Annotated in this window: 20 protein-coding genes; 19 read left to right on the forward strand and 1 reads right to left on the reverse strand. The window is 67.8% G+C overall.

Annotated elements, in window-relative coordinates; all coding sequences use genetic code 11:
* Window positions 1–55: 55 nt before the first annotated feature.
* The 17 genes from odhB (at window position 56) to NF616_RS10715 (ending at window position 21,010) form a co-directional block, all read left to right on the forward strand.
* Entirely contained in the window at window positions 56–1,276 is a 1,221-nt protein-coding gene (gene odhB, locus NF616_RS10635; RefSeq protein ID WP_252273233.1) for a 2-oxoglutarate dehydrogenase complex dihydrolipoyllysine-residue succinyltransferase, read from the forward strand.
* 69 nt (window positions 1,277–1,345) lie between these two features.
* On the forward strand, window positions 1,346–2,782 hold the full coding sequence (lpdA, locus tag NF616_RS10640) for a dihydrolipoyl dehydrogenase (RefSeq protein WP_252273235.1): 1,437 nt from the start codon (window positions 1,346–1,348) through the stop codon (window positions 2,780–2,782).
* Between the two features lie 188 nt (window positions 2,783–2,970).
* Entirely contained in the window at window positions 2,971–4,137 is a 1,167-nt protein-coding gene (gene sucC, locus NF616_RS10645) for an ADP-forming succinate--CoA ligase subunit beta (protein ID WP_252273237.1), read from the forward strand.
* Window positions 4,137–5,024 carry a succinate--CoA ligase subunit alpha gene (gene sucD, locus NF616_RS10650; protein WP_044400216.1) on the forward strand — a complete coding sequence of 296 codons (888 nt, stop codon included), beginning with the start codon at window positions 4,137–4,139 and terminating at the stop codon, window positions 5,022–5,024. The genes sucC and sucD overlap by 1 nt, the downstream gene beginning before the upstream one ends.
* A gap of 279 nt (window positions 5,025–5,303) precedes the next feature.
* Window positions 5,304–6,617, forward strand: a complete 1,314-nt coding sequence (gene brnQ / locus NF616_RS10655) for a branched-chain amino acid transport system II carrier protein (protein ID WP_252273238.1) — start codon at window positions 5,304–5,306, stop codon at window positions 6,615–6,617.
* A gap of 155 nt (window positions 6,618–6,772) precedes the next feature.
* Entirely contained in the window at window positions 6,773–7,579 is an 807-nt protein-coding gene (locus tag NF616_RS10660; protein ID WP_252273239.1) for an alpha/beta fold hydrolase, read from the forward strand.
* Complete coding sequence (locus tag NF616_RS10665) at window positions 7,576–8,439, forward strand: alpha/beta hydrolase (protein ID WP_252273241.1); 864 nt, start codon at window positions 7,576–7,578, stop codon at window positions 8,437–8,439. The genes NF616_RS10660 and NF616_RS10665 overlap by 4 nt, the downstream gene beginning before the upstream one ends.
* 49 nt (window positions 8,440–8,488) lie before the next feature.
* Entirely contained in the window at window positions 8,489–9,142 is a 654-nt protein-coding gene (locus NF616_RS10670) for a glutathione S-transferase family protein (RefSeq protein WP_252273242.1), read from the forward strand.
* Window positions 9,143–9,150: 8 nt separating this feature from the next.
* Window positions 9,151–9,951, forward strand: a complete 801-nt coding sequence (locus tag NF616_RS10675; RefSeq protein ID WP_252273243.1) for a DUF4892 domain-containing protein — start codon at window positions 9,151–9,153, stop codon at window positions 9,949–9,951.
* A gap of 50 nt (window positions 9,952–10,001) precedes the next feature.
* Complete coding sequence (locus tag NF616_RS10680) at window positions 10,002–11,075, forward strand: AI-2E family transporter (RefSeq protein WP_252273245.1); 1,074 nt, start codon at window positions 10,002–10,004, stop codon at window positions 11,073–11,075.
* A gap of 193 nt (window positions 11,076–11,268) precedes the next feature.
* On the forward strand, window positions 11,269–12,849 hold the full coding sequence (locus NF616_RS10685) for a YdgA family protein (RefSeq protein WP_252273246.1): 1,581 nt from the start codon (window positions 11,269–11,271) through the stop codon (window positions 12,847–12,849).
* Window positions 12,850–13,028: 179 nt separating this feature from the next.
* On the forward strand, window positions 13,029–13,118 hold the full coding sequence (gene kdpF, locus NF616_RS10690; RefSeq protein ID WP_081963146.1) for a K(+)-transporting ATPase subunit F: 90 nt from the start codon (window positions 13,029–13,031) through the stop codon (window positions 13,116–13,118).
* Between the two features lie 8 nt (window positions 13,119–13,126).
* The gene (gene kdpA / locus NF616_RS10695; protein ID WP_252273247.1) at window positions 13,127–14,815 is read left to right on the forward strand and encodes a potassium-transporting ATPase subunit KdpA; all 1,689 of its coding nucleotides are present in this window, start codon (window positions 13,127–13,129) and stop codon (window positions 14,813–14,815) included.
* A gap of 12 nt (window positions 14,816–14,827) precedes the next feature.
* Complete coding sequence (gene kdpB, locus NF616_RS10700) at window positions 14,828–16,873, forward strand: potassium-transporting ATPase subunit KdpB (RefSeq protein WP_252273248.1); 2,046 nt, start codon at window positions 14,828–14,830, stop codon at window positions 16,871–16,873.
* Window positions 16,874–16,984: 111 nt separating this feature from the next.
* Window positions 16,985–17,560 (forward strand): potassium-transporting ATPase subunit KdpC, encoded by a 576-nt coding sequence (kdpC, locus tag NF616_RS10705; RefSeq protein WP_252273249.1) that lies wholly within the window; start codon window positions 16,985–16,987, stop codon window positions 17,558–17,560.
* On the forward strand, window positions 17,557–20,211 hold the full coding sequence (locus NF616_RS10710; RefSeq protein WP_252273251.1) for a sensor histidine kinase: 2,655 nt from the start codon (window positions 17,557–17,559) through the stop codon (window positions 20,209–20,211). Before kdpC ends, NF616_RS10710 begins: the two co-directional genes overlap by 4 nt.
* A 103-nt stretch (window positions 20,212–20,314) precedes the next feature.
* Window positions 20,315–21,010 (forward strand): response regulator, encoded by a 696-nt coding sequence (locus NF616_RS10715; protein WP_252273252.1) that lies wholly within the window; start codon window positions 20,315–20,317, stop codon window positions 21,008–21,010.
* 6 nt (window positions 21,011–21,016) lie between these two features.
* Here NF616_RS10715 and NF616_RS10720 read toward each other — a convergent pair whose 3' ends face one another.
* On the reverse strand, window positions 21,017–22,018 hold the full coding sequence (locus NF616_RS10720) for a patatin-like phospholipase family protein (RefSeq protein ID WP_252273253.1): 1,002 nt from the start codon (window positions 22,016–22,018) through the stop codon (window positions 21,017–21,019).
* Between the two features lie 133 nt (window positions 22,019–22,151).
* Here NF616_RS10720 and NF616_RS10725 point away from each other — a divergent pair, with 133 nt between their 5' ends.
* Together NF616_RS10725 and NF616_RS10730 are read left to right on the forward strand one after the other, a co-directional pair.
* Window positions 22,152–22,430, forward strand: coding sequence for a lipoprotein (locus NF616_RS10725; protein WP_252273254.1), 279 nt, complete (start codon window positions 22,152–22,154; stop codon window positions 22,428–22,430).
* 1 nt (window position 22,431) lies between these two features.
* On the forward strand, window positions 22,432–23,040 hold the full coding sequence (locus tag NF616_RS10730) for a flavin reductase family protein (protein ID WP_252273255.1): 609 nt from the start codon (window positions 22,432–22,434) through the stop codon (window positions 23,038–23,040).
* The last annotated feature ends 16 nt before the right edge of the window (window positions 23,041–23,056 follow it).

The following is a 23,056-nucleotide window of genomic DNA, read 5'->3' on the forward strand; positions in this document are numbered from 1 at the left end:
GCGCGGCACGGGCCACTGCCTCTAAGAAGAAATCGAATTTAAGGAAACACACACAATGGCTATCGAGATCAAAGCCCCAACCTTCCCGGAATCGGTTGCCGACGGCACCGTGGCCACCTGGCACAAGAAGCCGGGCGATGCGGTCAAGCGCGATGAGCTGATCGTCGACATCGAAACCGACAAGGTGGTGATGGAAGTCCTCGCCGAAGCCGACGGCGTACTCGCCGAAATCGTCAAGAACGAGGGCGAAACCGTCCTCTCCGGCGAACTGCTGGGCAAACTGGGTGACGCCGGCGCTGCCGTTGCCGCCCCGGCCGCTGCCCCGGCTGCCGCTGCACCTGCTGCTGCCGCTCCGGCTGCCGCCGCCGATGACGACGCCATCCTGTCGCCGGCCGCGCGCAAGATCGCCGAAGAAGGCGGTATCGACCCGAACAGCATCACCGGCACCGGCAAAGGTGGTCGCGTCACCAAGGAAGACGCCGTCGCCGCCGTCGCCGCCAAGAAATCCGTTCCGGCCGCTGCCGCCAAGCCGGCCGCTCCGGCCGCCGAGGCTCCGGTGTTCGCCGCTGGCGACCGCGTCGAGAAGCGCGTGCCGATGACCCGCCTGCGCGCCAAGGTCGCCGAGCGTCTGGTCGAAGCCCAGTCCACCATGGCCATGCTGACCACCTTCAACGAAGTGGACATGCACGAAGTCATGGCCCTGCGCAGCAAGTACAAGGACCTGTTCGAGAAGACCCACAACGGCGTGCGCCTGGGCTTCATGTCCTTCTTCGTCAAGGCGGCCGTCGAGGCGCTGAAGCGCTTCCCGGCGGTCAATGCCTCCATCGACGGCAACGACATCGTCTACCACGGCTACCAGGACATCGGCGTGGCCGTATCCAGCGACCGTGGCCTTGTGGTTCCGGTGCTGCGCAACGCCGAGCTGATGAGCCTGGCCGAAGTCGAGAACGGCATCGCCACCTTCGGCAAGAAGGCCCGTGACGGCAAGCTGTCCATCGAAGAGATGACCGGTGGTACCTTCACCATCACCAACGGCGGCACCTTCGGTTCGATGATGTCGACCCCGATCGTCAACCCGCCGCAGGCCGCCATCCTCGGCATGCACAACATCATCCAGCGTCCGGTGGCCATCAACGGCCAGGTCGTGATCCGCCCGATGATGTACCTGGCGCTGTCCTACGATCACCGTCTGATCGACGGCAAGGAAGCGGTCAGCTTCCTGGTCACCATCAAGAATCTGCTGGAAGACCCGGCTCGCCTGCTGCTGGACATCTGATCCGAGCGGCTGTGCAACGCGGTGGCTCCCACAAGGAGCCACCCGGTTTTATTCGAGAAGGAATGAGTTATGACCCAGAAATTCGACGTGGTAGTGATTGGCGCGGGCCCGGGGGGCTACGTGGCCGCCATCAAGGCCGCGCAACTCGGTCTGAAGACCGCCTGCATCGAGAAGTACCAGGACAAGGACGGCAAGGTCGCCCTGGGCGGCACCTGCCTGAACGTCGGCTGCATTCCGTCGAAGGCGCTGCTGGACAGCTCCTACAAGTACCATGAGGCCCACGAAGGCTTCAAAGTCCATGGCATCGAGGCCACGGGCGTTACCATCGACGTACCGCAGATGGTCGCGCGCAAGAACACCATCATCAAGAACCTGACCGGCGGCGTCGCCGGCCTGTTCAAGTCCAACGGCGTCACCCTGCTGGAAGGCCACGGCAAGCTGCTGGCCGGCAAGAAGGTCGAAGTCACCGGTCTGGACGGTAGCACCCAGGTCGTCGAGGCCGACAACGTGATCCTCGCTTCCGGCTCCCGCCCGGTGGACATTCCGCCGGCCCCGGTCGATCAGGACGTGATCGTCGACTCCACCGGCGCCCTGGAATTCCAGGCCGTGCCGAAGAAGCTGGGCGTGATCGGTGCCGGCGTCATCGGTTTGGAGCTGGGCTCCGTCTGGGCCCGCCTGGGCGCCGAAGTGACCGTGCTGGAGGCCATGGACAAGTTCCTCGCTTCCGCCGACGAGCAGATTTCCAAGGAAGCCCTGAAGATCCTCGGCAAGCAGGGTCTGGACATCCGTCTGGGTGCCCGCGTGACCGGCAGCGAAGTGAAGGACAAGCAGGTCACCGTGACCTTCAGCGACGCCACCGGCGAGCAGAAGCTGACCTTCGACAAGCTGATCGTCGCCGTCGGCCGTCGCCCGGTGACCACCGACCTGCTGGCCGCCGACAGCGGCGTGACCCTGGACGAGCGTGGCTTCATCTACGTCGACGACCAGTGCGAAACCAGCGTCCCGGGCGTCTACGCCATCGGTGACGTGGTGCGCGGCGCCATGCTGGCGCACAAGGCCTCGGAAGAGGGCGTGATGGTCGCCGAGCGCATCAAGGGCCACAAGGCCCAGATGAACTACGACCTGATCCCGTCGGTCATCTACACACACCCGGAAATCGCCTGGGTCGGCAAGACCGAGCAGCAGCTCAAGGCCGAAGGCGTCGAGATCAACGTCGGCACCTTCCCGTTCGCTGCCAGCGGCCGCGCCATGGCTGCCAACGATACTGCCGGCCTGGTCAAGGTCATCGCCGATGCCAAGAGCGATCGCGTACTGGGCGTCCACGTGATCGGCCCGAGCGCGGCCGAGCTGGTCCAGCAGGGCGCCATCGGTATGGAATTCGGCACCAGCTCCGAAGACCTGGGCATGATGGTGTTCTCGCACCCGACCCTGTCCGAAGCGCTTCACGAAGCGGCCCTGGCGGTGAATGGCCACGCCATCCACATCGCCAATCGCAAGAAGCGCTGACGCGTGCAGGCGCCTCGCGAGCCGGGGCGCCTAACCCGAAAAAACCACGGCGGACGGCCCGTGGCGGTTCGCGACGACCCGTCGCAGGAATGTCCGTCGGACTGCTAACCAGTGCAGTCACAGGTGGTGCGGCGCCTCGAGCGCAGCGCCGAAATGCGCAATACCTAAACGAAGAACGGTAGATAAGCATGAATCTTCACGAGTATCAGGGTAAGCAGCTGTTCGCTGAGTACGGCCTGCCTGTATCCAAGGGCTTTGCCGTCGACACGCCGGAAGAAGCAGCCGAAGCCTGCGACAAGATCGGTGGCAGCGAGTGGGTTGTCAAAGCCCAGGTGCACGCCGGTGGCCGCGGTAAGGCCGGTGGTGTAAAGCTGGTCAAGAACAAGGAAGACGCCAAGGCCTTCGCCGCCAACTGGCTGGGCAAGCGTCTGGTGACCTACCAGACAGACGCCAACGGTCAGCCGGTCAGCAAGATCCTGGTCGAGTCCTGCACCGACATCGACAAGGAGCTGTACCTCGGCGCCGTCGTCGACCGCTCCAGCCGTCGCATCGTGTTCATGGCCTCCACCGAAGGTGGCGTGGACATCGAGAAAGTCGCTCACGAGACTCCCGAGAAGATCCTCAAGGCCACCATCGACCCGCTGGTCGGCGCTCAGCCGTACCAGGGCCGCGAGCTGGCCTTCAAACTGGGCCTGCAGGGCGACCAGATCAAGCAGTTCACCCACATCTTCGTCAACCTGGCCAAGCTGTTCCAGGATTTCGACCTGGCCCTGCTGGAAGTGAACCCGCTGGTGATCAAGAAGGACGGCAACCTGCACTGCCTGGACGCCAAGATCAACATCGACTCCAACGCCATGTACCGTCAGCCCAAGCTGCGCGCCATGCACGACCCGTCCCAGGACGACGCTCGTGAAGCCCATGCGCAGAAGTGGGAACTGAACTACGTCGCGCTGGAAGGCAACATCGGTTGCATGGTCAACGGTGCCGGCCTGGCCATGGGCACCATGGACATCGTCAACCTGCACGGCGGCAAGCCGGCCAACTTCCTCGACGTCGGCGGCGGCGCTACCAAAGAGCGCGTGACCGAGGCCTTCAAGATCATCCTGTCCGACAGCAACGTCGCTGCCGTTCTGGTGAACATCTTCGGCGGCATCGTGCGCTGCGACATGATCGCCGAAGGCATCATCGGCGCCGTGAAAGAAGTCGGCGTGAAGATCCCGGTCGTGGTTCGTCTGGAAGGTAACAATGCTGAGCTGGGCGCCAAGGTCCTGGCCGACAGCGGTCTGAACATCATCGCGGCTACCAGCCTCACCGACGCTGCCCAGCAGGTCGTCAAAGCCGCGGAGGGCAAGTAATGAGCGTCCTGATCAACAAAGACACCAAAGTCATCTGCCAGGGCTTCACCGGCTCGCAGGGCACTTTCCACAGCGAACAGGCCATCGCCTACGGCACCAAGATGGTTGGCGGAGTGACCCCCGGTAAGGGCGGCACCACCCACCTGGGCCTGCCGGTGTTCAACACCGTCAAGGAAGCCGTGGAAGCCACCGGCGCCGACGCTTCGGTGATCTACGTTCCGGCTCCGTTCTGCAAGGATTCCATCCTCGAAGCGGCTTTCGGCGGCATCAAGCTGATCGTCTGCATCACCGAAGGCATCCCGACCATCGACATGCTGGAAGCCAAGGTCAAGTGCGACGAGCTGGGCGTACGCCTGATCGGCCCGAACTGCCCGGGCGTGATCACTCCCGGCGAGTGCAAGATCGGCATCATGCCGGGTCACATCCACCTGCCGGGCAAGGTAGGCATCGTGTCGCGTTCCGGCACCCTGACCTATGAAGCCGTGAAGCAGACCACCGACGCCGGCTTCGGCCAGTCCACCTGCGTGGGCATCGGCGGCGACCCGATCCCGGGCTCCAACTTCATCGACATCCTGAAGCTGTTCCAGGAAGACCCGAAGACCGAAGCGATCGTCATGATCGGTGAGATCGGCGGCAGCGCTGAAGAAGAAGCCGCGGCCTACATCAAGGCCAACGTCACCAAGCCTGTAGTCTCCTACATCGCTGGTGTGACCGCTCCGCCCGGCAAGCGCATGGGCCACGCCGGCGCCATCATCTCCGGCGGCAAGGGCACTGCGGACGAGAAGTTCGCCGCCCTGCAGGACGCTGGTGTGAAGACCGTGCGTTCCCTGGCCGACATCGGCAAGGCCCTGGCCGAGCTGACCGGCTGGGAAGTCAAGAACGCCTAAGGCGCTCGCGACTGTTAAAGAGGCCGCCCCCCGGGCGGCCTCTTTCATTTCCAGCCGCATATTGCGCTCAGGCGACACCGAGTTGCCTCGGGCCGACAGCCCGACCGCCGCCGGACGCAACCGGCGACAAAAGCCGTTAGGCTTGCGACCCCTTCGTTACCGGCCCCACAAGGGCCTGCATCGATTCCTGTGACCGATCCCACCCGGTTCGGTGACGTTTCCCAATCCAGCGGAAACCCTGCCGTTTTCTATGAATTCCTGCCTGTGGTACTTCCTGCTATGACTCGTTTGAAAAGCCTCGACCTCCTGGCCCTGGGCTTCATGACCTTTGCCCTGTTCCTCGGGGCCGGCAACATCATCTTCCCGCCCAGCGCCGGCATGGCCGCCGGCGAGCATGTCTGGTCCGCCGCCTTCGGCTTCCTCATCACCGGCGTCGGCCTGCCGCTGCTCACCGTGGTCGCCCTGGCCCGCGTTGGCGGCGGGATGAACGAGCTGACCGCGCCGCTCGGCCGGCGTGCCGGCATCCTGCTGGCGGTGGCCGTCTATCTGGCCATCGGCCCGCTGTTCGCCACTCCGCGCACCGCCGTGGTGTCGTTCGAGATGGGCGTCGCGCCCTTCACCGGCAACGAGCCGCTGCCGCTGTTCATCTACACCGCTGCGTACTTCTGCGCCGTGCTGTTCCTCGCGCTCAATCCGGGCAAGCTGGTCGACAGCATCGGCAAGTTCATCACCCCGGTGCTGCTCGCCGCGCTGCTGGTCCTGGGTGGCGCCGCGCTGCTGGCTCCGGCCGGCGAGATCGGCCAGAGCGCCGAGGCCTACCAGGCCAACCCCTTCGTCAAGGGCTTCCTGGAGGGCTATCTGACCATGGATACCCTCGGCGCACTGGTGTTCGGCATCGTCATCGCCACCGCGATCCGGGATCGAGGCGTCGGCGAAGGCCGGCTGGTCACGCGTTATTCGGTGATCGCCGGCGTGATCGCCGCCACCGGCCTGTCGCTGGTCTACCTGGCGCTGTTCTACCTCGGCGCCACCAGCCAGGGCATCGCCGGCGATGCGCAGAACGGCGTGCAAGTCCTCACCACCTATGTGCAGCACACCTTCGGTACCTACGGCAGCCTGCTGCTGGCGGTAGTGATCACCCTGGCGTGCCTGACCACCGCAGTGGGCCTGCTGAGCGCCTGTGGCGAGTACTTCAGCACGCTGTTGCCGGTGTCCTACAAGACCGTGGTGCTGGTGTTCGGCCTGTTCAGCCTGGTGGTGTCGAACCAGGGACTGACGCAGCTGATCAGCGTGTCGGTGCCGGTGCTGGTGGGGCTGTATCCGCTGGCCATCGTGCTGGTGGGGCTGAGCCTGCTGAGCGGCTGCTGGCGTTCCGCGCCTCGGGTGTTCGTACCGACCATGGCGGTGACCCTGGTGTTCGGCCTGGTCGATGCCTGCAACGCGGCCGGTTTCAAGAACCTGGTGCCCGATCTGTTCGCCCATCTGCCGCTGGCGGAGCAGGGGCTCGGCTGGCTGGTGCCCGTGCTGCTGACTCTGGCGGTTGCCGCCGTGGTCGACCGCCTGCGCGGCCAGCCCACGGTCCAGGCCGCCTGATCGTCCGGGGCCGTGCAAGGCGGCCCCGAACCCTCTGCGGCGCACCTTTTGGCGCGCTGCACCTGCTCTTTGGCGCATCTGGCCTGTTCTGCCGATTGCCGCCCACCCAGCGCTGCCGGACAATCTCCGGGAATTCACCAGCAGTCCTCTTCGCCATGTCGCAAACCGTCTTCTTCGTCCACGCCAACGGCTTTCCCTCGGCTACCTACGGCAAGCTGTTCGCCGCCCTCGCACCGGACTACCGCGTCCGGCACCTGGAGCAGCACGGCCACGACCCGCGTTTCCCGGTGGACGACAACTGGAACAACCTGGTGGACGAGCTGATCCTGCACCTGGAGCAGGGCGCCGAGCCGGCCTGGGGCGTCGGTCACTCGCTCGGCGGCGTGCTGCACTACCATGCCGCGCTGCGCCGTCCGGAGCTGTACCGCGGCGTCGTCATGCTGGATTCGCCGCTGCTGACCGGCGTCGACCGCATGGTGATCCGCGCGGCCAAGCGCTTCGGCTTCATTGATCGGATCACCCCGGCCGGCCGCACCGTCGGCCGCCGCGAGGCCTTCGGCGATGTCGGAGAGGCCCGCGACTATTTCGCCGGCAAGACGCTGTTCCGCCGGTTCGACCCGGACTGCCTGGACGCCTATGTGCGCCACGGCCTGCGCGAGGAGGGCCAAGGCCTGCGCCTGCGCTTCGACCCGGCCACCGAGATCCGCATCTACCGCAGCGTGCCGCACACCGTGCCGGGGCGCCCACAGCAGCTGGCCGTGCCGCTGGCGGTGGTCCGCGGCCGCCACAGCCGTGTGGTGATGCCGCACCATGCGCGCCAGGTCAGCCGCGTGCCCAGGGGCGAATACCACAACCTGCCCGGCGGCCACATGTTTCCGCTCGAGCGCCCGCAGGACACGGCCCGGCTGCTGCGCGAGCTGTTCGACCGCTGGCAGGGCCGGGGCGAGGAGCGTTCGGCATGAGCCTGAAAGTGGAGGAGACCCGTTTCAGCCTGCCGCACGTGGAGCTGGCCGCGCACCTGTTCGGCCCCGAGGAGGGCATCCCGGTTATCGCCCTGCATGGCTGGCTGGACAACGCCATGACCTTTGCGCGCCTGGCGCCGAAGCTCGAAGGCCTGCGTATCGTCGCCCTGGACTTTCCCGGTCACGGCCATTCCGGCCACTACGCCAGCAACTCCAGCTACAGCATGTGGGAGTACCTGGAGGACGTGCTGCTGGTGGCAGAGCAGCTCGGCTGGCAGCGTTTCTCGCTGCTCGGCCATTCGCTCGGTGGGATCATCTCCACGTTGCTGGCGGCGGCGGTGCCGGAACGCATCGAGCGCCTGGCGCTGATCGACGGCCTGGTGCCCTATACCGCCGAGGCCGATAGCGCGCCCAAGCGCCTGGGCGATGCGCTGCGCGCGCGCCTGGCGGTGCGTGATAAGCAGAAGCCGGTCTACCCGGATCTGGAGAAGGCGGTGCAGGCGCGCATGCGCGGTGTGGTCGCGGTCAGCCGCGAGGCTGCCGAGCTGCTCGCCCAGCGCGGGCTGGAACCGGTACCCGGCGGCTACACCTGGCGCACGGATATCCGCCTGACCCTGCCGTCGGTGATGCGTCTGACCTTCGCCCACGTCGAGCATTTCGTGCGCGCCGTGCAATGCCCGGTCAGCCTGATCCTCGCCGAGGGCGGGCAGATGAATGTCGAGCCGCGCCTGAAGAGCCTGGTCGAGGGCACCGCCTTCGAGACCCATGTGCTGCCGGGCGGCCACCACCTGCACCTCAACGACGAGGCCGGTGCGCAGCAGGTTGCAGACTGTTTCAATCCATTCTTCCGCCGCGCTTGACGCGGCCCCGGCAACTGCCGAGGCTGTGCGGGTCGCATCGGAGATTGCCATGATCGATCTGTACACCGCCGCCACGCCCAACGGGCACAAGATTTCCATCGCCCTCGAGGAGCTGGAGCTGCCTTACCGGGTGCACGCGCTGTCCTTCGACAGGAAGGAACAGAAGACCCCCGAGTTCCTGCGCATCAACCCCAACGGCCGTATCCCGGCCATCGTCGACGACGGCTTCGCCGTGTTCGAGTCCGGTGCCATCCTCATCTACCTGGCCGAGAAGACCGGCCGGCTGCTGCCGAGCGACGCCAAGGGGCGGTCCCTGGCGCTGCAGTGGCTGATGTTCCAGATGGGCGGAGTAGGGCCCATGCAGGGCCAGGCCAACGTGTTCTTCCGCTATTTCCCGGAGAAACTGCAGGGCCCCATAGACCGCTACCAGAACGAGACCCGCCGCCTCTACGAGGTGCTCGACCGCCGCCTGGGCGAGGCCGAATACTTGGCCGGCGACTATGGCATCGCCGACATCGCCACCTATCCCTGGGTGCGCCTCCACGACTGGGCAGGCGTGTCGGTGGACGGCCTCGAGCATCTGCAACGCTGGATGGCTACGCTCGCCGCGCGACCCGCCGTTCAGCGCGGGCTGCAGGTACCGCCCCGCGCCGACGAGGAAGACCGCCTGGTGAAGACCGCCCAGAGCATGCTCACGCGTTAAGGATTCGCATGCGCCGACTGATTCTCTGCCTCATCCCATTCGTTTCTCCGCTGCTGGCGGCCGAGCCTGCCGGTAGCCAGGACCTGGACGTTCTGCCGCGATTTCCCCGCGCCGAGATCGTCGATTACCAGGATGCGCCGAGCCTGGAGAGACGCTACCCGCAGGATGGCCTGCGGCGCATCAGCGGCCGCCTGCGCGCGTCCGCTGAGGTACTGACCGAAGGGCGCCTGCGTGCGCTGACCTATCGGCTGCCCGACGAGCATTCGCCGCGCGAGGCGCTCGACGCCGCGCGCGAGCATTTGCTGGGGCAGGGCGCCCAGCTGTTGTTCTGGTGCGAGGGCCGCGACTGCGGTTCTTCCAGCCTGTGGGCCAACCAGATCTTCGGCAACGCCAAGCTCTACGGCCCCGAGGAGCGTCAGAGCTATCTGCTGCTGCGCCTGGCCGAGCCCCGGCAGGACAGCCTGCTGGCCCTGTACGGCATCACCCGCGGCAACCGCCGCGCCTACCTGCATGTCGAGCAGCTGGATGCCACCGCGCCGCTGGCCCAGCTGTTGCCGACGCCCGGCACACTGCTGCGCCAGCTCAAGAGCAGCGGCGAGCTGAACCTGGCGCAGCTGGGGGCGCCGGACGAGCAGTGGGGCGACCTGCTGGTGCGCGCGCTGAGCCTGGACAATACCCTGCGCGTGAGCCTGTCCGGCGCTCACGCCGAGGCCTGGCTGGCCGAGCTGGAGAGCCGCGGCGTGCGTGGCCGTCGGCTGCAGTTGGCGGCGACCACCGGCACGGGGCTGCGTTTGCAACAACTACGCTGAACAATGGTGCGTGCCGGGCCGCTTCTGCCCGGCTCTTGGAATCTCGAATCATGCTGAACAATGATCGCCTGCTGGTGCAGATCCTGTTGCTGGCGCTGCTCGGCGCCTGCGCCTGGGTGCTGGCGCCGTTCTTCTCCGCCTTGTTCTGGGCCGGCGTGCTGGCCTTTGCCAGCTGGCCGCTGATGCGCCTGCTGACCCGCGCGCTGGATGGCCGGGAAACCACCGCCGCGGCCATTCTCACCGGCTGCTGGATGGTTCTGGTGGCGGTGCCGCTGGTGCTGCTGGGCTTCAATCTGGCCGACCACATTCGCGATGCCACCGAGCTGTTCAAGGGCTTCCAGGTCGACGGCCTGCCGGACCCGCCTACCTGGCTCGGCGACCTGCCGCTGGTGGGCGAGCGTCTGGTCGGCATCTGGACGCGCATCGATCAGGAGGGCGTGGCCCTGCTGGCATCGGTGCGCCCCTACCTGGGCCAGGTGGGCAACTGGCTGCTGGCCCGCAGTGCGCAGATCGGCGGCGGCATGCTGGAGCTGGCCCTGAGCCTGGTGCTGGTGTTCTTCTTCTACCGCGACGGTCCACGCATGGCGGCCTTCGCCCACAGCCTGCTGGAGCGGTTGATCGGCGACCGCGCCGACCATTACCTGGAACTGGTGGCCGGCACCGTGCAACGGGTGGTCAACGGCGTGATCGGCACCGCCGCGGCGCAGGCGCTGCTGGCCATGATCGGCTTCTACATCGCCGGCGTGCCGGGCGCGCTGGTGCTGGGCCTGATCACCTTCGTCCTCAGCCTGATCCCCATGGGCCCGCCGCTGGTGTGGATTCCCGCCACCGCCTGGCTGGTCAGCCAGGAGCAGTACGGCATGGCGGTGTTCCTCGGCATCTGGGGCATGTTCGTCATCAGCGGCGTGGACAACGTGCTCAAGCCCTACCTGATCAGCCGTGGCGGCAACCTGCCGCTGGTGGTGGTGCTGCTCGGCGTGTTCGGCGGCATCCTGGCCTTCGGCTTCATGGGCCTGTTCCTCGGCCCGACCCTACTGGCGGTGGCCTTCAGCCTCCTCGGCGACTGGGTCGCCAGCACGCCGCGGGTCGCCGCGGTAGAGGCGGAGCGCAAGGACGGGGAGTAGTTGGCATCCTGTGCAGAATCCTGCTCACCCCGCTTGGTGGGCATGCGGAGGCGGTGATAGCCTTGCCCGGCTTCCCGGCCAACTAGCAGCCGGAGCAGGGCTGACGCCCCGCCTCAGACCGCGACGATCGAGTCCATAGAGGCCACGCGCGGTTCAGGGAAGAAAGACCAACACCACACAACGGACATATGCCATGAAAAAATCTGCAGGTATCGCTGTAGGCGCACTCGTTGCCGTCGCCGCCATCGGCGCGGGCGGCGCCTGGTACACCGGCAACCAGTTGCCCAAGGTACTGGACGAATCGATCAAGCAGGCCAACGCCGACATGGCCAAGACCCTGCCGGCACTGGGCCTGGACGCTTCCATCGAGCTGCTGTCGCTGGAGCGCCAGTTCCTCAGCAGCAACGCCCGCTACCGCATCACCTTCAACGGCTCACTGGATGGCGACGAGCCGCGCCAGTTCGAGCTGGTGATCAACGACCGCATCGAGCACGGCCCCTTCCCGCTGTCGCGCCTCAAGGCGTTCAAGCTGATGCCGGTCATGGCTACCAGCAACTACGCCCTGGAGTCCAACCCGGCGCTGGAGAAATGGTTCGCCGCGGCCAATGGCCAGTCGCCGGTGGAAGGTCAGGCCAGCCTGGGCTATGACCGCTCGGTGCAAGGCACCGTGCGCCTGAACCCGGTGCAGGCGGCGCTGGATGCCGACAGCAACCTGCAGTTCAGCGGCCTGACCGTCGACTTCGACAGCACCGCCCAGGCCAAGGAGATCGACGCCGAAGGCCTGATGGGCAGCCTCAAGCTCACCACCAGGCTGCCGGAAGGCGGCGAGCCGATGACCCTCGAGCTCAAGGGCCTGACCCTGGACAGCCAGACCGCCAAGAGCGCCAGCGATTTCTACCTGGGCCGCAACGAGGTCAAGCTGCAGACCGTGGAGATCCTGGTGGGCGACAACGCGCCGATCCTGGTCAAGGACCTGTCGCAGCTCGACGAGACCAGCGAAGCCGACAGCAAGCTGGCCGGCCGCTCGACCTACAAGATCGGCATGGTCAGCTACCAGGGCCATGACATCGGTGGCCTGGAGATGATCTCCAGCGTGAAGAACCTGGACGCCGGCGCCCTGCAATCGATGCTCGCGCTGTACAGCGACATCATCAAGAGCACCGGCCAGCTGCAGCAGGCCAGCCTGGACGCCGAGAGCGGCCTGCCGGAACTGAGCGAGGCGCAGAAGGCCCAGCTGATGGTGGATGTCGAGAAGCTGCTGGCCGGCAAGCCGGGCGTCGCCCTGGAGCGGCTGGCGTTCAAGACCGCCAGCGGCGAGAGCAGCCTGAGCCTGTCGGTGGATCTGAACAAGCCCGAGTCCTTCGAGCTGCCGGCGCCGGAGCTGGCCAAGCAGCTGGTCGGCCAGCTGGACGCCAAGGTGTCCGTGTCCAAGGCCATGATCGGCGACCTGGTCGGCCTGCAGGCCACCCTGGGCGGGCAGACCGACAAGGAAGCCGTGGCCCAGCAGGCCTCGATGATGACCGAGATGGCCAGCGGCATGGCCCTGTCCACCGAGCTGGCCAGGCTGGAGGGTGACGCCATTGTCTCCACCCTGCATTACGCCGACGACAAGGTCGACTTCAACGGCAAGCAGATGACCGTCGAAGAGTTCGTCGCCATGGCCTTCGCCAGCGGCGCCGGCCTCGGCGGCATGGGCGGCGGCGCCATGGCCGACGAGGAGCCCGCGCTGGAAGGCCTGGAGCTGGAGGAGGGCGGCGAAGAACTCGCCGAATAAGCCTTCACCGCGCCTGCGAAGGCCCGCGACTTCCCTGGGAGTCGCGGGCCTTCGCGTTTCCGGCGGGCGGAAATTTACGCTTTCTTTATCCGCCACCCCGCCCAGCGCAATCGCTCCTTTACGCCCCCAGGGCGAAGAATGCCTCCACGGCGGCGCAGTCCGCATCACGGAGCGATCACATGAGCATTCTCGACGGGGTGTCCCTGGGCCTGGCCCTGGGGCTGTTCATCTACCTGCTGGTGGCGCTGCTGCGCGCCGAGCGCGGCTAGGGGGCCCCATGCAACTTCAAGACTACGGGCTGATCCTGGCCTTCTTCGTTCTGGTACTGGCGCCCGCGCCCTGGCTGGGGCGCTACCTGTACCGCGCCATGGAGGGTGAGCGAACCCTGCTGACGCCGCTGCTGCAACCGCTCGAGCGGGCCTGCTACCGCTTCGCCGGCATCGACCGAAAGCGCGAGCAGGACTGGAAGACCTACGCCCTGGCGCTGCTGGCCTTCACTCTGGCCTCTCTGCTGACGCTGTTCGCCATCCTGCTGCTACAGGGTGTGCTGCCACTCAACCCGCAGCAGCTGCCGGGCCTGGAGTGGACCCTGGCGTTCAACACGGCGGTGAGTTTCGTCACCAACACCAACTGGCAGGCTTATAGCGGCGAGGCGGCGCTGAGCTATTTCAGCCAGGCGGTCGGCCTCGCCGTGCAGAACTTCGTCAGCCCGGCGGTGGGCCTGGCCATCCTGGTGGCCTTCTCCCGCGGCATCGCGCGCAAGTCGAGTGCCGGTATCGGCAATTTCTGGGTCGACCTGACCCGCGCCACGCTCTACGGCCTGCTGCCGCTGTGCCTGATCCTGGCGCTGCTGCTGGTCTGGCAGGGCGTGCCGCAGACCTTCATGGACTACGCCCAGGCCAAGACGCTGCTGGGCGCCGACCAGACCATCCCGCTGGGCCCGGCGGCCAGCCAGATCGCCATCAAGCAGCTCGGCACCAACGGCGGCGGCTTCTTCGGCGTGAACTCGGCGCACCCGTTCGAGAACCCCACGGCGCTGAGCAACCTGCTGGAGCTGGCGGCGATCCTGTTGATTCCGGCGGCGCTGGTGTTCAGCTTCGGTCATTACGTCAGAGACCTGCGCCAGAGCCGCGCGATCCTCGCCTGCATGCTGATCCTGTTCGTCATTGGCCTGGGCGTGACCCTGTGGGCCGAGCACCAGCCGAACCCGGCGCTGGCGGCGTTGCCGATCGAGCAGGCCGGCTCGATGGAGGGCAAGGAGAGCCGCTTCGGCGTCGCTGGCTCGGCACTCTGGGCGGTAACCACCACGGCCGCGTCCAATGGCTCGGTCAACGCCATGCACGACAGCTTCAGCGCCATCGGCGGGCTGGTGCCGATGTTCAACATGATGCTCGGCGAGGTGATCTTCGGCGGCGTCGGCGCCGGCCTCTACGGCATGCTGCTGTTCGTGCTGATCGCCGTGTTCCTCGCCGGCCTGATGATCGGCCGCACCCCGGAATACCTGGGCAAGAAGCTGGAGGCCCGCGAGGTGCGCCTGCTGGTGGCGACGTTGCTGGTGATGCCGGTCGGCGTGCTGGTGCTCAGCGCCCTCGCTGTCAGCCTGCCGGGCCCGGCCGCTTCGATCACCAATCCTGGCGCGCACGGTTTCAGCCAGGCGCTGTACGCCTACACCTCGGGCACCGCCAACAACGGCTCGGCCTTCGCCGGCTTCGGTGCCAACACCCCGTTCCACAACCTGCTGATCGGCCTGGCCATGCTGCTCGGGCGCTTCGGCTACATCCTGCCGATCCTCGCCATCGCCGGCAGCCTGGCGGCGAAGAAGCGCGCGCCGCTGAACGACAACAGCTTCCCCACCCACGGCCCGCTGTTCGTCACCCTGCTGACCCTGACCATCTTGCTGGTCGGCGGCCTGACCTTCCTGCCGGCGCTTGCCCTGGGCCCGCTGGCCGAACACCTGGCGTTCTAACGGAGAGTGAACATGAATGCCCCCACTCGCGTGTCCACTGGCGCGCAGACTCCCAAGACCAGCTTCCAGGCGCTGTGGCAACCGGCGCTCAAGCAGGCCTTCGTCAAACTCGATCCGCGCCAGCTCAAGCGGGCGCCGGTGATGCTGGTGGTCGAGCTGACCGCCATCCTCACCACCGTGCTGTGCTTCGTTCCGGCGCAAGGCGTCAGCACCGGCCTGGCCGTGCAGATCGCCCTGTGGCTGTGGTTCACCGTGCTCTTCGCCAACTTCGCCGAGGCCCTGGCTGAGGGCCGCGGCAAGGCCCGCGCCGACAGCCTCAAGGCCGGCAGCCAGGGCCTGACCGCGCGGCGCAAGGTCGGCGCGCAGTTCCAGGCGGTGGCCGCCAGCCAGCTGCGGCGCGGCGATGTCGTCCGCGTCGAGGCCGGCGAGCTGATCCCCGGTGACGGCGAGGTGATCGAGGGCATCGCCGCGGTCAACGAGGCGGCTATCACCGGCGAATCCGCGCCGGTGATCCGCGAGTCCGGCGGTGATCGCTCGGCGGTCACCGGCAACACCCGCGTGGTGTCGGACTGGCTGCTGGTGCAGATCACCGCCAACCCCGGCGAGTCGACCCTGGACCGCATGATCGCCCTGGTCGAAGGCGCCAAGCGGCAGAAGACGCCGAATGAGGTGGCGCTGGACATCCTGCTGATCGGCCTGAGCCTGATCTTCCTGCTGGTGGTGGCCACGTTGCAGCCGTTCGCCCGCTTCGCCGGCGGCGACCTGCCGCTGGTGTACCTGGCGGCGCTGCTGGTGACGCTGATCCCGACCACCATCGGCGGCCTGCTCTCGGCCATCGGCATCGCCGGGATGGACCGCCTGGTGCGCCTCAACGTGATCGCCAAGTCCGGCCGTGCGGTGGAGGCGGCGGGGGACGTGCACACCCTGCTGCTGGACAAGACCGGCACCATCACCTTCGGCAACCGCCGCTGCAGCGCGCTGGTCAAGGCGCCGGGCGTCAACGGCCGCGACCTGGCCGAGGCGGCGTTGCTGGCCTCGCTGGCCGACGACACGGCCGAGGGCAAGTCCGTCGTCGAGTACCTGCGCGCCCTAAGCCCGGTGGAAGTGCCGGAGCGTGGCGCGGTGCGCGGCATCGCCTTTAGCGCCGAGACGCGCCTGTCCGGTGCCGATTGGGACGGTCGCAGCTTCCGCAAGGGCGCGGTGGACGCGGTGCTGCAGTACCTGGGCATGAGCCGCGAGGGGATGCCAGAGGCGCTGGCCCGCGAGGTCGACAAGATCGCCCAGAGCGGCGGCACGCCGTTGCTGGTGGCTGGCGACAATCGTCTGTTCGGTGCCATTCACCTCAAGGACGTGGTCAAGCCGGGTATCCGCGAGCGCTTCGCCGAGCTGCGCCAGCTGGGCATCCGCACCGTGATGGTCACCGGCGACAACCCGCTGACCGCCGCCGCCATCGCCGCCGAGGCCGGCGTGGATGATGTGATCGCCGAAGCCACGCCGGAGAAGAAACTGCAGCGCATCCGCAGCGAGCAGGCCGACGGCAAGCTGGTGGCCATGTGCGGCGACGGCGCCAACGACGCCCCGGCGCTGGCCCAGGCCGATGTCGGCCTGGCGATGAACGATGGCACCCAGGCCGCCCGCGAGGCCGCCAACCTGGTCGACCTGGACAGCGATCCGACCAAACTGCTGGACGTGGTGCAGGTGGGCAAGGAGCTGCTGGTGACCCGTGGCGCGTTGACCACCTTCTCGGTGGCCAACGACGTGGCCAAGTACTTCGCCATCCTGCCGGCGCTGTTCGCCGGCATCTATCCGCAGCTCGGCACGCTCAACGTCATGCAGCTGCACAGCCCGCAGAGCGCCATCCTCTCGGCCATCGTGTTCAACGCGCTGATCATCGTCGCGCTGATTCCCCTGGCCCTGCGCGGCGTGCGCGTGCAGGCGGCGGACGCGGCCAGCCTGCTGCGGCGCAACCTGCTGATCTACGGCCTGGGCGGCATCCTCGCGCCGTTCGTGGGGATCAAGCTGATCGACGTGCTGCTGGTGGCCGTGGGGCTGGTGTAAGGCGTGGATTTCTTCTCTCGTATGCGGGAGAGGGAGGCGTTCGTAGCCCGGATGCAATCCGGGAAGGCTGCCCCGGATCGCATCCGGGCTACACGAAACTGGAGATAGATCATGCTTAAACAATTCCGCCCGGCCATTGCCATGCTGGGCCTGATGACCCTGATCACCGGCGTGGCCTATCCGCTGCTGGTCACCACCGTGGCCCAGGTGGTCTTCCCCGAGCAGGCCAACGGCAGCCTGCTGCGCAACGAACAGGGCCAGGTAGTCGGCAGCGCGCTGCTGGCGCAGAACTTCGAGGGTGCCCGGTGGTTCCAGCCGCGGCCCTCGGCCGCGGGTTTCGCCACCGTGGCCAGCGGTGCCAGCAACCTGGCGCAAAGCAACCCGGCCCTGGCCGAGCGCATCGCCCAGGATGCCCAGCGCCTGCTGGGCGAGGGCAGTGCGCCAGTGCCGCTGGAGCTGGTCACCACCTCGGCCAGTGGCCTCGATCCGCATCTGACGCCGGCCGCCGCGCGCTGGCAGGTGGCGCGCATCGCCGCCGCCCGACAGCTGCCAAGCGCGAGCCTTGAACGGCTGATCGAGCAACACACCGAGCGCTCCATGATCGGCCCCGACGTGGTCAACGTGCTGGCGCTGAATCTGGCGCTGGCGGACAATCGCGCCTTCGCCGAGAACGAGAGCACCCCATGAGCGATGCGGTACGCGCCGATGCACTGCTGGCCGAAATGCCCCGCGAGGGTCGCGGCCGGCTGAAGGTCTTCCTCGGCGCGGCCCCCGGCGTGGGCAAGACCTACGCCATGCTGCAGGCGGCCCAGGCACAGGTGCGCCAGGGCGTGGACCTGCGGGTCGGCGTGGTCGAGACCCACGGCCGCGCGGAGACCGAGGCGATGCTTACCGGCTTGCCGCAACAACCTCTCAAGCGCCTGGAGTACCGCGAGCGACCGCTGCAGGAGATGGACCTCGATGGCCTGCTGGCCAGGCCGCCGCAGCTGGTGCTGGTAGACGAATTAGCCCACAGCAACGCCCCCGGCAGCCGCCATGCCAAGCGCTGGCAGGACGTGCAGGAGCTGCTCGGCGCCGGCATCGACGTCTACACCACGGTCAACGTGCAACACCTCGAGGCGCTCAACGACCAGGTGCGCGACATCACCGGCGTGCAGGTACGCGAGACCCTGCCGGACTGGGTGCTGCAGGAGGCCGACGAGATCCTGCTGATCGACCTGCCGCCGCGCGAGCTGCTCGAGCGCCTGCGCGACGGCAAGGTTTATGTGCCGGAGCAGGCCCGTGCGGCCATCGACGCGTTCTTCTCGCAGACCAATCTCACCGCGTTGCGCGAACTGGCCATGCACACCGCCGCCGCGCGGGTGGATGCCGACCTCAATCGCCGTTACCGCCAGCAGGGCCTGGACGCGCCGGCCGTGCGCGGCCGCCTGCTGGTCGGCATCGACGGCGACGGCCAGGCCGAGCGCCTGGTGCGCCACGCCAGCCGCGTCGCCGAACGGCGCCATCTGCCCTGGTCGGTGGTGCACGTGGACACCGGCGGCCCGCGCGACGAGACGCGCCTGGGCAACCTGCAGGCGGCCCAGCAACTGGCCGAGCGCCTGGGCGGCGAGGTGGTCAACCTGCGCGCCGGCGAGGTGGCCAGCACGCTGATCGCCCACGCCCATGAGCGTCGCGCCAGCCTGATCCTGGTCGGTCGCAGCCGCCAGCGCCTGCGCCGGCGCTGGCGCTTCGGTCGCGGCCTGGCCGAGCGCCTGCTGGCCGCCGGCCAGGGCCTGGAAATCAGCGTGCTGGACACCGAGGCGGAGCGGGCGCCGGACCGGCCGCGGGCGCGGGCACCGCTGGCCTGGCGCGACTACCTGCTGGCGGCGCTGGCCACCCTGGTGGCGAGCAGCGCGGCCCTGGGCCTGGCGCGCTTCGTCGAGCTGCCGAACATCTCGCTGATCTTCCTCGCCGCCGTGCTGATGGTGGCGGTACGCAGCTCCCTGGGCCCGGCGCTGCTGTGCGCCGGCCTGTCGTTCCTGGCCTACAACCTGCTGTTCATCGAGCCGCTGCTGTCGTTGAAGATCGCCCGCCAGCAGGACGTGCTGACCCTGCTGTTCTTCCTGCTGATGGCCGGGCTCACCGGCAACCTGGCCAGCCGCCAACGCCGCCAGCTACAGGCCCTGCGCCGCACCCAGGCGGAGACCACGGCGCTGCTCGAGCTGTCGCGCAAACTCACCGTGGCTACCGACCGCCAGGCGGTGTTTTCCGCCGCCACCCAGCAGTTCGGCCTGTGGCAGGACCTCGACATCAGCCTGCAGTCGCGTGATCGCGACGGCGTGTGGAGGGTCGAGGCCGGCGTGCAGCGCCTGCTCACCGAACAGGAGCGCGCCGCCGCCGACTGGTCCTGGCAGCAGCTGCAGCCGTCCGGGCTCGGCACCGGCACGTTGCCGGGCGGGCGCTGGTGGTGGTGGCCGCTGGCCGGCGACGAGGGCCCGCTGGCGCTGCTGGGCGTGGCGCCGAAGGACGAGCGGCCGCTGAGCCCGGAGCGCCGGCGATTGATCGCCGCCCTCGGCCAGCCGCTGGCCCAGGCGCTGGAGCGCGCCCAGTTGGCGGCGGACCTGGAGGCGGCGCGCCTGCACGGGCAGACCGAGGAGCTGCGCAGCGCGCTGCTGGCCTCGGTGTCCCACGACCTGCGCACGCCGCTCACCGCCATGCGCGGCTCCATCGACAGCCTGCTGGCCCTGGGTGAGCAGATTCCCCTGGCCGACCGCCGCGAGCTGCTGGAAGGCACTCGCGACGAGGCCGAGCGCCTGGACCGCTATATCCAGAACCTGCTGGACATGACCCGGCTGGGCCATGGAGGCCTCAAGCTGGAGCGCGACTGGGTGGCGCCGGCCGACGTGGTCGCCAGCGCCGTGCAGCGCCTGCGCCCGGTGTTGGCGCCGCTGCAGGTCGAGCTGCAGGTGCCGGCCGAATTGCCGCTGCTGTATGCCCACGCGGCGCTGATCGAGCAGGCGCTGGTCAACGTGCTGGAGAATGCCGCGCGCTTCTCGCCGGCCCAGGGCCGACTTAGGGTGAGCATCGCCTGCGACGCGGGCGAGCTGCGCTTTGCCGTCAGCGATCAGGGCCCGGGCATTCCGCAGAACGAGCGGGAAAGGATCTTCGACATGTTCTATACCGCGGCCAGGGGCGACCGTGGCGGTCAGGGCACCGGCCTGGGCCTGGCGATCTGCCAGGGCATGGTCGGCGCCCATGGCGGCCGGGTGACGGTGGGCGAGGGCCTGGAGGGCCGCGGCGCGACCCTCACCCTGCACCTGCCGCTGCATCCGCAACCGCAGCCGGAAGAAGAGGTATGAGCCGAGTTCATCCCGGACTGAAGTCCGGGCTACCGAGCCCGTGCCACGTCGTGGCCCGGACTTCAGTCCGGGGCAAGTCTCCTTGCGATAACGAGCCAAGACCATGAGCGCCAATCTCCCGACCATCCTGGTCATCGACGACGAGGCGCAGATCCGCAAATTCCTGCGCATCAGCCTCAGCGCCCAGGGCTACCGGGTGCTGGAGGCCGGCAACGGCAGCGAGGGTCTGGCGCAGGCGGCGCTGGAGCGCCCCGACCTGGTGGTGCTCGACCTCGGCCTGCCGGACATGGACGGCAAGCAGGTGCTGGGCGAGCTGCGCGAATGGTCGCAAGTGCCGGTGCTGGTGCTCTCGGTGCGCGCCAGCGAGGGCGAGAAGGTGCTGGCGCTGGACGGCGGCGCCAACGACTACGTGACCAAGCCGTTCGGCATCCAGGAATTTCTCGCCCGGGTGCGTGCGCTGCTGCGCCAAGGCGGCAGCGGCGAGCCGCAGGAGGCGGCGGTGGACAGCGGGCCGCTACGGGTCGACTTCGCCTATCGGCGGGTCAGCCTGGGCGGCGCCGAGGTGGCGTTGACCCGCAAGGAGTATGCGGTGCTGGCCATGCTCGCGCGCCACCTGGGACGGGTGGTGACCCAGCAGCAGCTGCTCAAGGAGATCTGGGGGCCGAGTCATGTGGAGGACAGCCACTACCTGAGGGTGGTGGTCGGGCACCTGCGCCAGAAGCTCGGCGACGACCCGGCCGCGCCGCGCTTCATCGTCACCGAGGCGGGGGTCGGCTACCGCCTGCTGGAGCTGGCCTGATCGGCCTCAGTGCTCGCGCTCGTACTTGTCCAGCGTATCGCTGGCGATCTGCCGGCCGAGCTGGATCAGCTCCGGCGCCTTGTGGAAGTCGTAGAAGCGGCATACCCGCTTGGGCACGTTGACCAGAACGTCCGGCGGGTAGCCGGCGATCTTGTACTGCGCCAGTGAGGTCTGCATGGTCTCGAAGCTCTGGTTGACCAGCTCCAGCAGCGAGGCCGGGCCGACGTTGCCGACCACGTGCGCGCCGCTGGCGGACTTCGGCGCGCCTTCCGGCTCGGCCTCGGCCACGCGGCTGTCGTCCAGCCAGGGATTGGGCGCCTCCTGCTCGATCAGCAGCTCGCCGTCCTCGTCTTCGTCGCGGCGCAGGAACGACAGCTTGGCGCTGAGCGAGCCCATCAGCTGGTCGATCTTGCCCTTGATCGCCGCCGGCCGCTCGATGACCGGCAGCTGGTAGTGCTTCTGGTTCAGCGCGTTGAGGTTGACCGCGACGATCAGGTCGCAGTGGCTGGACACCACCGGCACGATCGGCAATGGATTGAGCAGGCCGCCGTCCACCAGCATGCGCGAGCCCTGGATGACCGGGGTAAACAGGCTGGGGATCGCCGCCGAGGCGCGCATGGCCTTGTGCAGGCAGCCTTCCTGGAACCAGATTTCCTGCTGGTTGGTGAGGTCGGTGGCGACCGCCGTGTAGGGGATGGGCAGCTGCTCGATGTCGATCTCGCCGAGTATCTCGTGAATCTTGCCGAAGACCTTTTCGCCGCGAATGGCGCCGAGGCTGAAGCTGACGTCGAGCAGGCGCAGCACGTCGAGATAGTCGAGGCTCTCGGTCCACTCGCGGTATTCGTGCAGCTTGCCGGCGGCGTAGATGCCGCCGATCACGGCGCCCATCGAGCAGCCCGCGATGCAGCCGATCTCGTAACCGCGGGCTTCAAGCTCCTCGATCACGCCGATGTGCGCATAGCCCCGCGCACCGCCCGAGCCCAGTACCAGGGCCACTTTTTTGCTCATGCCGATCTCCCCGTCGAAGCCCCCGAACATACCTGCGTAGAGCGGCCGAGCCAAGCCGGCTTTGCTAGAATCGACGGGCACTTCACCGCTGCGCTGGCGTCCAACCCCGGCCTTCAGCGTCCAGGAGAACACCATGCAAAAGACCGTTTTCATCGCCTCCCTACTGATCGCCCTGAGCGGTTGCGCGGCCAAGACCGCCTACCGCGACAGCTGCGCCAACAACCTCGATGCCGCCTGGCGCGAGCTCGACCTGGCCAAGGCCGAGGGCTTCGCCGGCACCGTCAGCTACTCCAAGGCGCTGACCCTGCTGACAGGGGCCAAGACCTCGCAGCAGTTCGAGGGCTACCAGAGCTGCACCAAGAATGCCGAGAAGGCGCGCTTCTACATCCGCGAATCGCGAGCGGGGCGCTGAGATGCAGCTTGACTTCGCCGCCCTGACGGCGCTGGAGGCCTACCGCTGGCTGGCCTCCACCGTCACGCCAAGACCCATCGCCTGGGTCTCCACCCGTTCGCGCGAGGGCATCGACAACCTGGCGCCGTTCAGCTTCTTCCAGGTGATCAGCGACGAGCCGCCGACGCTGATGGTCAATGTCGGCAGTCGCGACGACGGCAGCCTCAAGGACACCCTGCGCAACGCCCGGGACACCGGCGAACTGGTGATCCAGCTGGTCGGTATGGCCCAGGCCGAGGCGATGAACGCCTCGTCCGCCAGCCTGCCGCACGGCCAGAGCGAATTCGCCCACTGCGGCATCGCCAGCGAGCCATCGCAGCGGGTGGCGCCGCCGCGTGTACTGGGCGCGCCGGTGGCATTCGAATGCCGGGTGGCGGAGATCCAGCCGTACCCGCGGCAGGCGCCGAACTGCCATCTGATCTTCGCCGAGGTGCTGCTGGCGCATATCGACGATGAGGTGCTGGACACCGACGGGCGCATCGACCCCGCCCGGCTGGATCTGGTCGGCCGCCTCGGCGGCAGTGCCTATGTCGGTACTCGCGACATCTTCCGCATGCAGCGTCCGGCCTGAGTCGCCGCGCAACGTC

The sequence above is a fragment of the Pseudomonas subflava genome (assembly GCF_023823685.1).
Classification (GTDB): domain Bacteria; phylum Pseudomonadota; class Gammaproteobacteria; order Pseudomonadales; family Pseudomonadaceae; genus Aquipseudomonas; species Aquipseudomonas subflava.

Excerpts from the sequence above, each read along its gene's own strand:
- odhB (WP_252273233.1), top strand. The coding sequence starts at position 56 with ATGGCTATCGAGATCAAAGCCCCAACCTTCCCGGAATCGGTTGCCGAC.
- lpdA (WP_252273235.1), top strand. The coding sequence starts at position 1,346 with ATGACCCAGAAATTCGACGTGGTAGTGATTGGCGCGGGCCCGGGGGGC.
- sucC (WP_252273237.1), top strand. The coding sequence starts at position 2,971 with ATGAATCTTCACGAGTATCAGGGTAAGCAGCTGTTCGCTGAGTACGGC.
- sucD (WP_044400216.1), top strand. The coding sequence starts at position 4,137 with ATGAGCGTCCTGATCAACAAAGACACCAAAGTCATCTGCCAGGGCTTC.
- brnQ (WP_252273238.1), top strand. The coding sequence starts at position 5,304 with ATGACTCGTTTGAAAAGCCTCGACCTCCTGGCCCTGGGCTTCATGACC.
- NF616_RS10660 (WP_252273239.1), top strand. The coding sequence starts at position 6,773 with ATGTCGCAAACCGTCTTCTTCGTCCACGCCAACGGCTTTCCCTCGGCT.
- NF616_RS10665 (WP_252273241.1), top strand. The coding sequence starts at position 7,576 with ATGAGCCTGAAAGTGGAGGAGACCCGTTTCAGCCTGCCGCACGTGGAG.
- NF616_RS10670 (WP_252273242.1), top strand. The coding sequence starts at position 8,489 with ATGATCGATCTGTACACCGCCGCCACGCCCAACGGGCACAAGATTTCC.
- NF616_RS10675 (WP_252273243.1), top strand. The coding sequence starts at position 9,151 with ATGCGCCGACTGATTCTCTGCCTCATCCCATTCGTTTCTCCGCTGCTG.
- NF616_RS10680 (WP_252273245.1), top strand. The coding sequence starts at position 10,002 with ATGCTGAACAATGATCGCCTGCTGGTGCAGATCCTGTTGCTGGCGCTG.
- NF616_RS10685 (WP_252273246.1), top strand. The coding sequence starts at position 11,269 with ATGAAAAAATCTGCAGGTATCGCTGTAGGCGCACTCGTTGCCGTCGCC.
- kdpF (WP_081963146.1), top strand. The coding sequence starts at position 13,029 with ATGAGCATTCTCGACGGGGTGTCCCTGGGCCTGGCCCTGGGGCTGTTC.
- kdpA (WP_252273247.1), top strand. The coding sequence starts at position 13,127 with ATGCAACTTCAAGACTACGGGCTGATCCTGGCCTTCTTCGTTCTGGTA.
- kdpB (WP_252273248.1), top strand. The coding sequence starts at position 14,828 with ATGAATGCCCCCACTCGCGTGTCCACTGGCGCGCAGACTCCCAAGACC.
- kdpC (WP_252273249.1), top strand. The coding sequence starts at position 16,985 with ATGCTTAAACAATTCCGCCCGGCCATTGCCATGCTGGGCCTGATGACC.
- NF616_RS10710 (WP_252273251.1), top strand. The coding sequence starts at position 17,557 with ATGAGCGATGCGGTACGCGCCGATGCACTGCTGGCCGAAATGCCCCGC.
- NF616_RS10715 (WP_252273252.1), top strand. The coding sequence starts at position 20,315 with ATGAGCGCCAATCTCCCGACCATCCTGGTCATCGACGACGAGGCGCAG.
- NF616_RS10720 (WP_252273253.1), bottom strand. The coding sequence starts at position 22,018 with ATGAGCAAAAAAGTGGCCCTGGTACTGGGCTCGGGCGGTGCGCGGGGC.
- NF616_RS10725 (WP_252273254.1), top strand. The coding sequence starts at position 22,152 with ATGCAAAAGACCGTTTTCATCGCCTCCCTACTGATCGCCCTGAGCGGT.
- NF616_RS10730 (WP_252273255.1), top strand. The coding sequence starts at position 22,432 with ATGCAGCTTGACTTCGCCGCCCTGACGGCGCTGGAGGCCTACCGCTGG.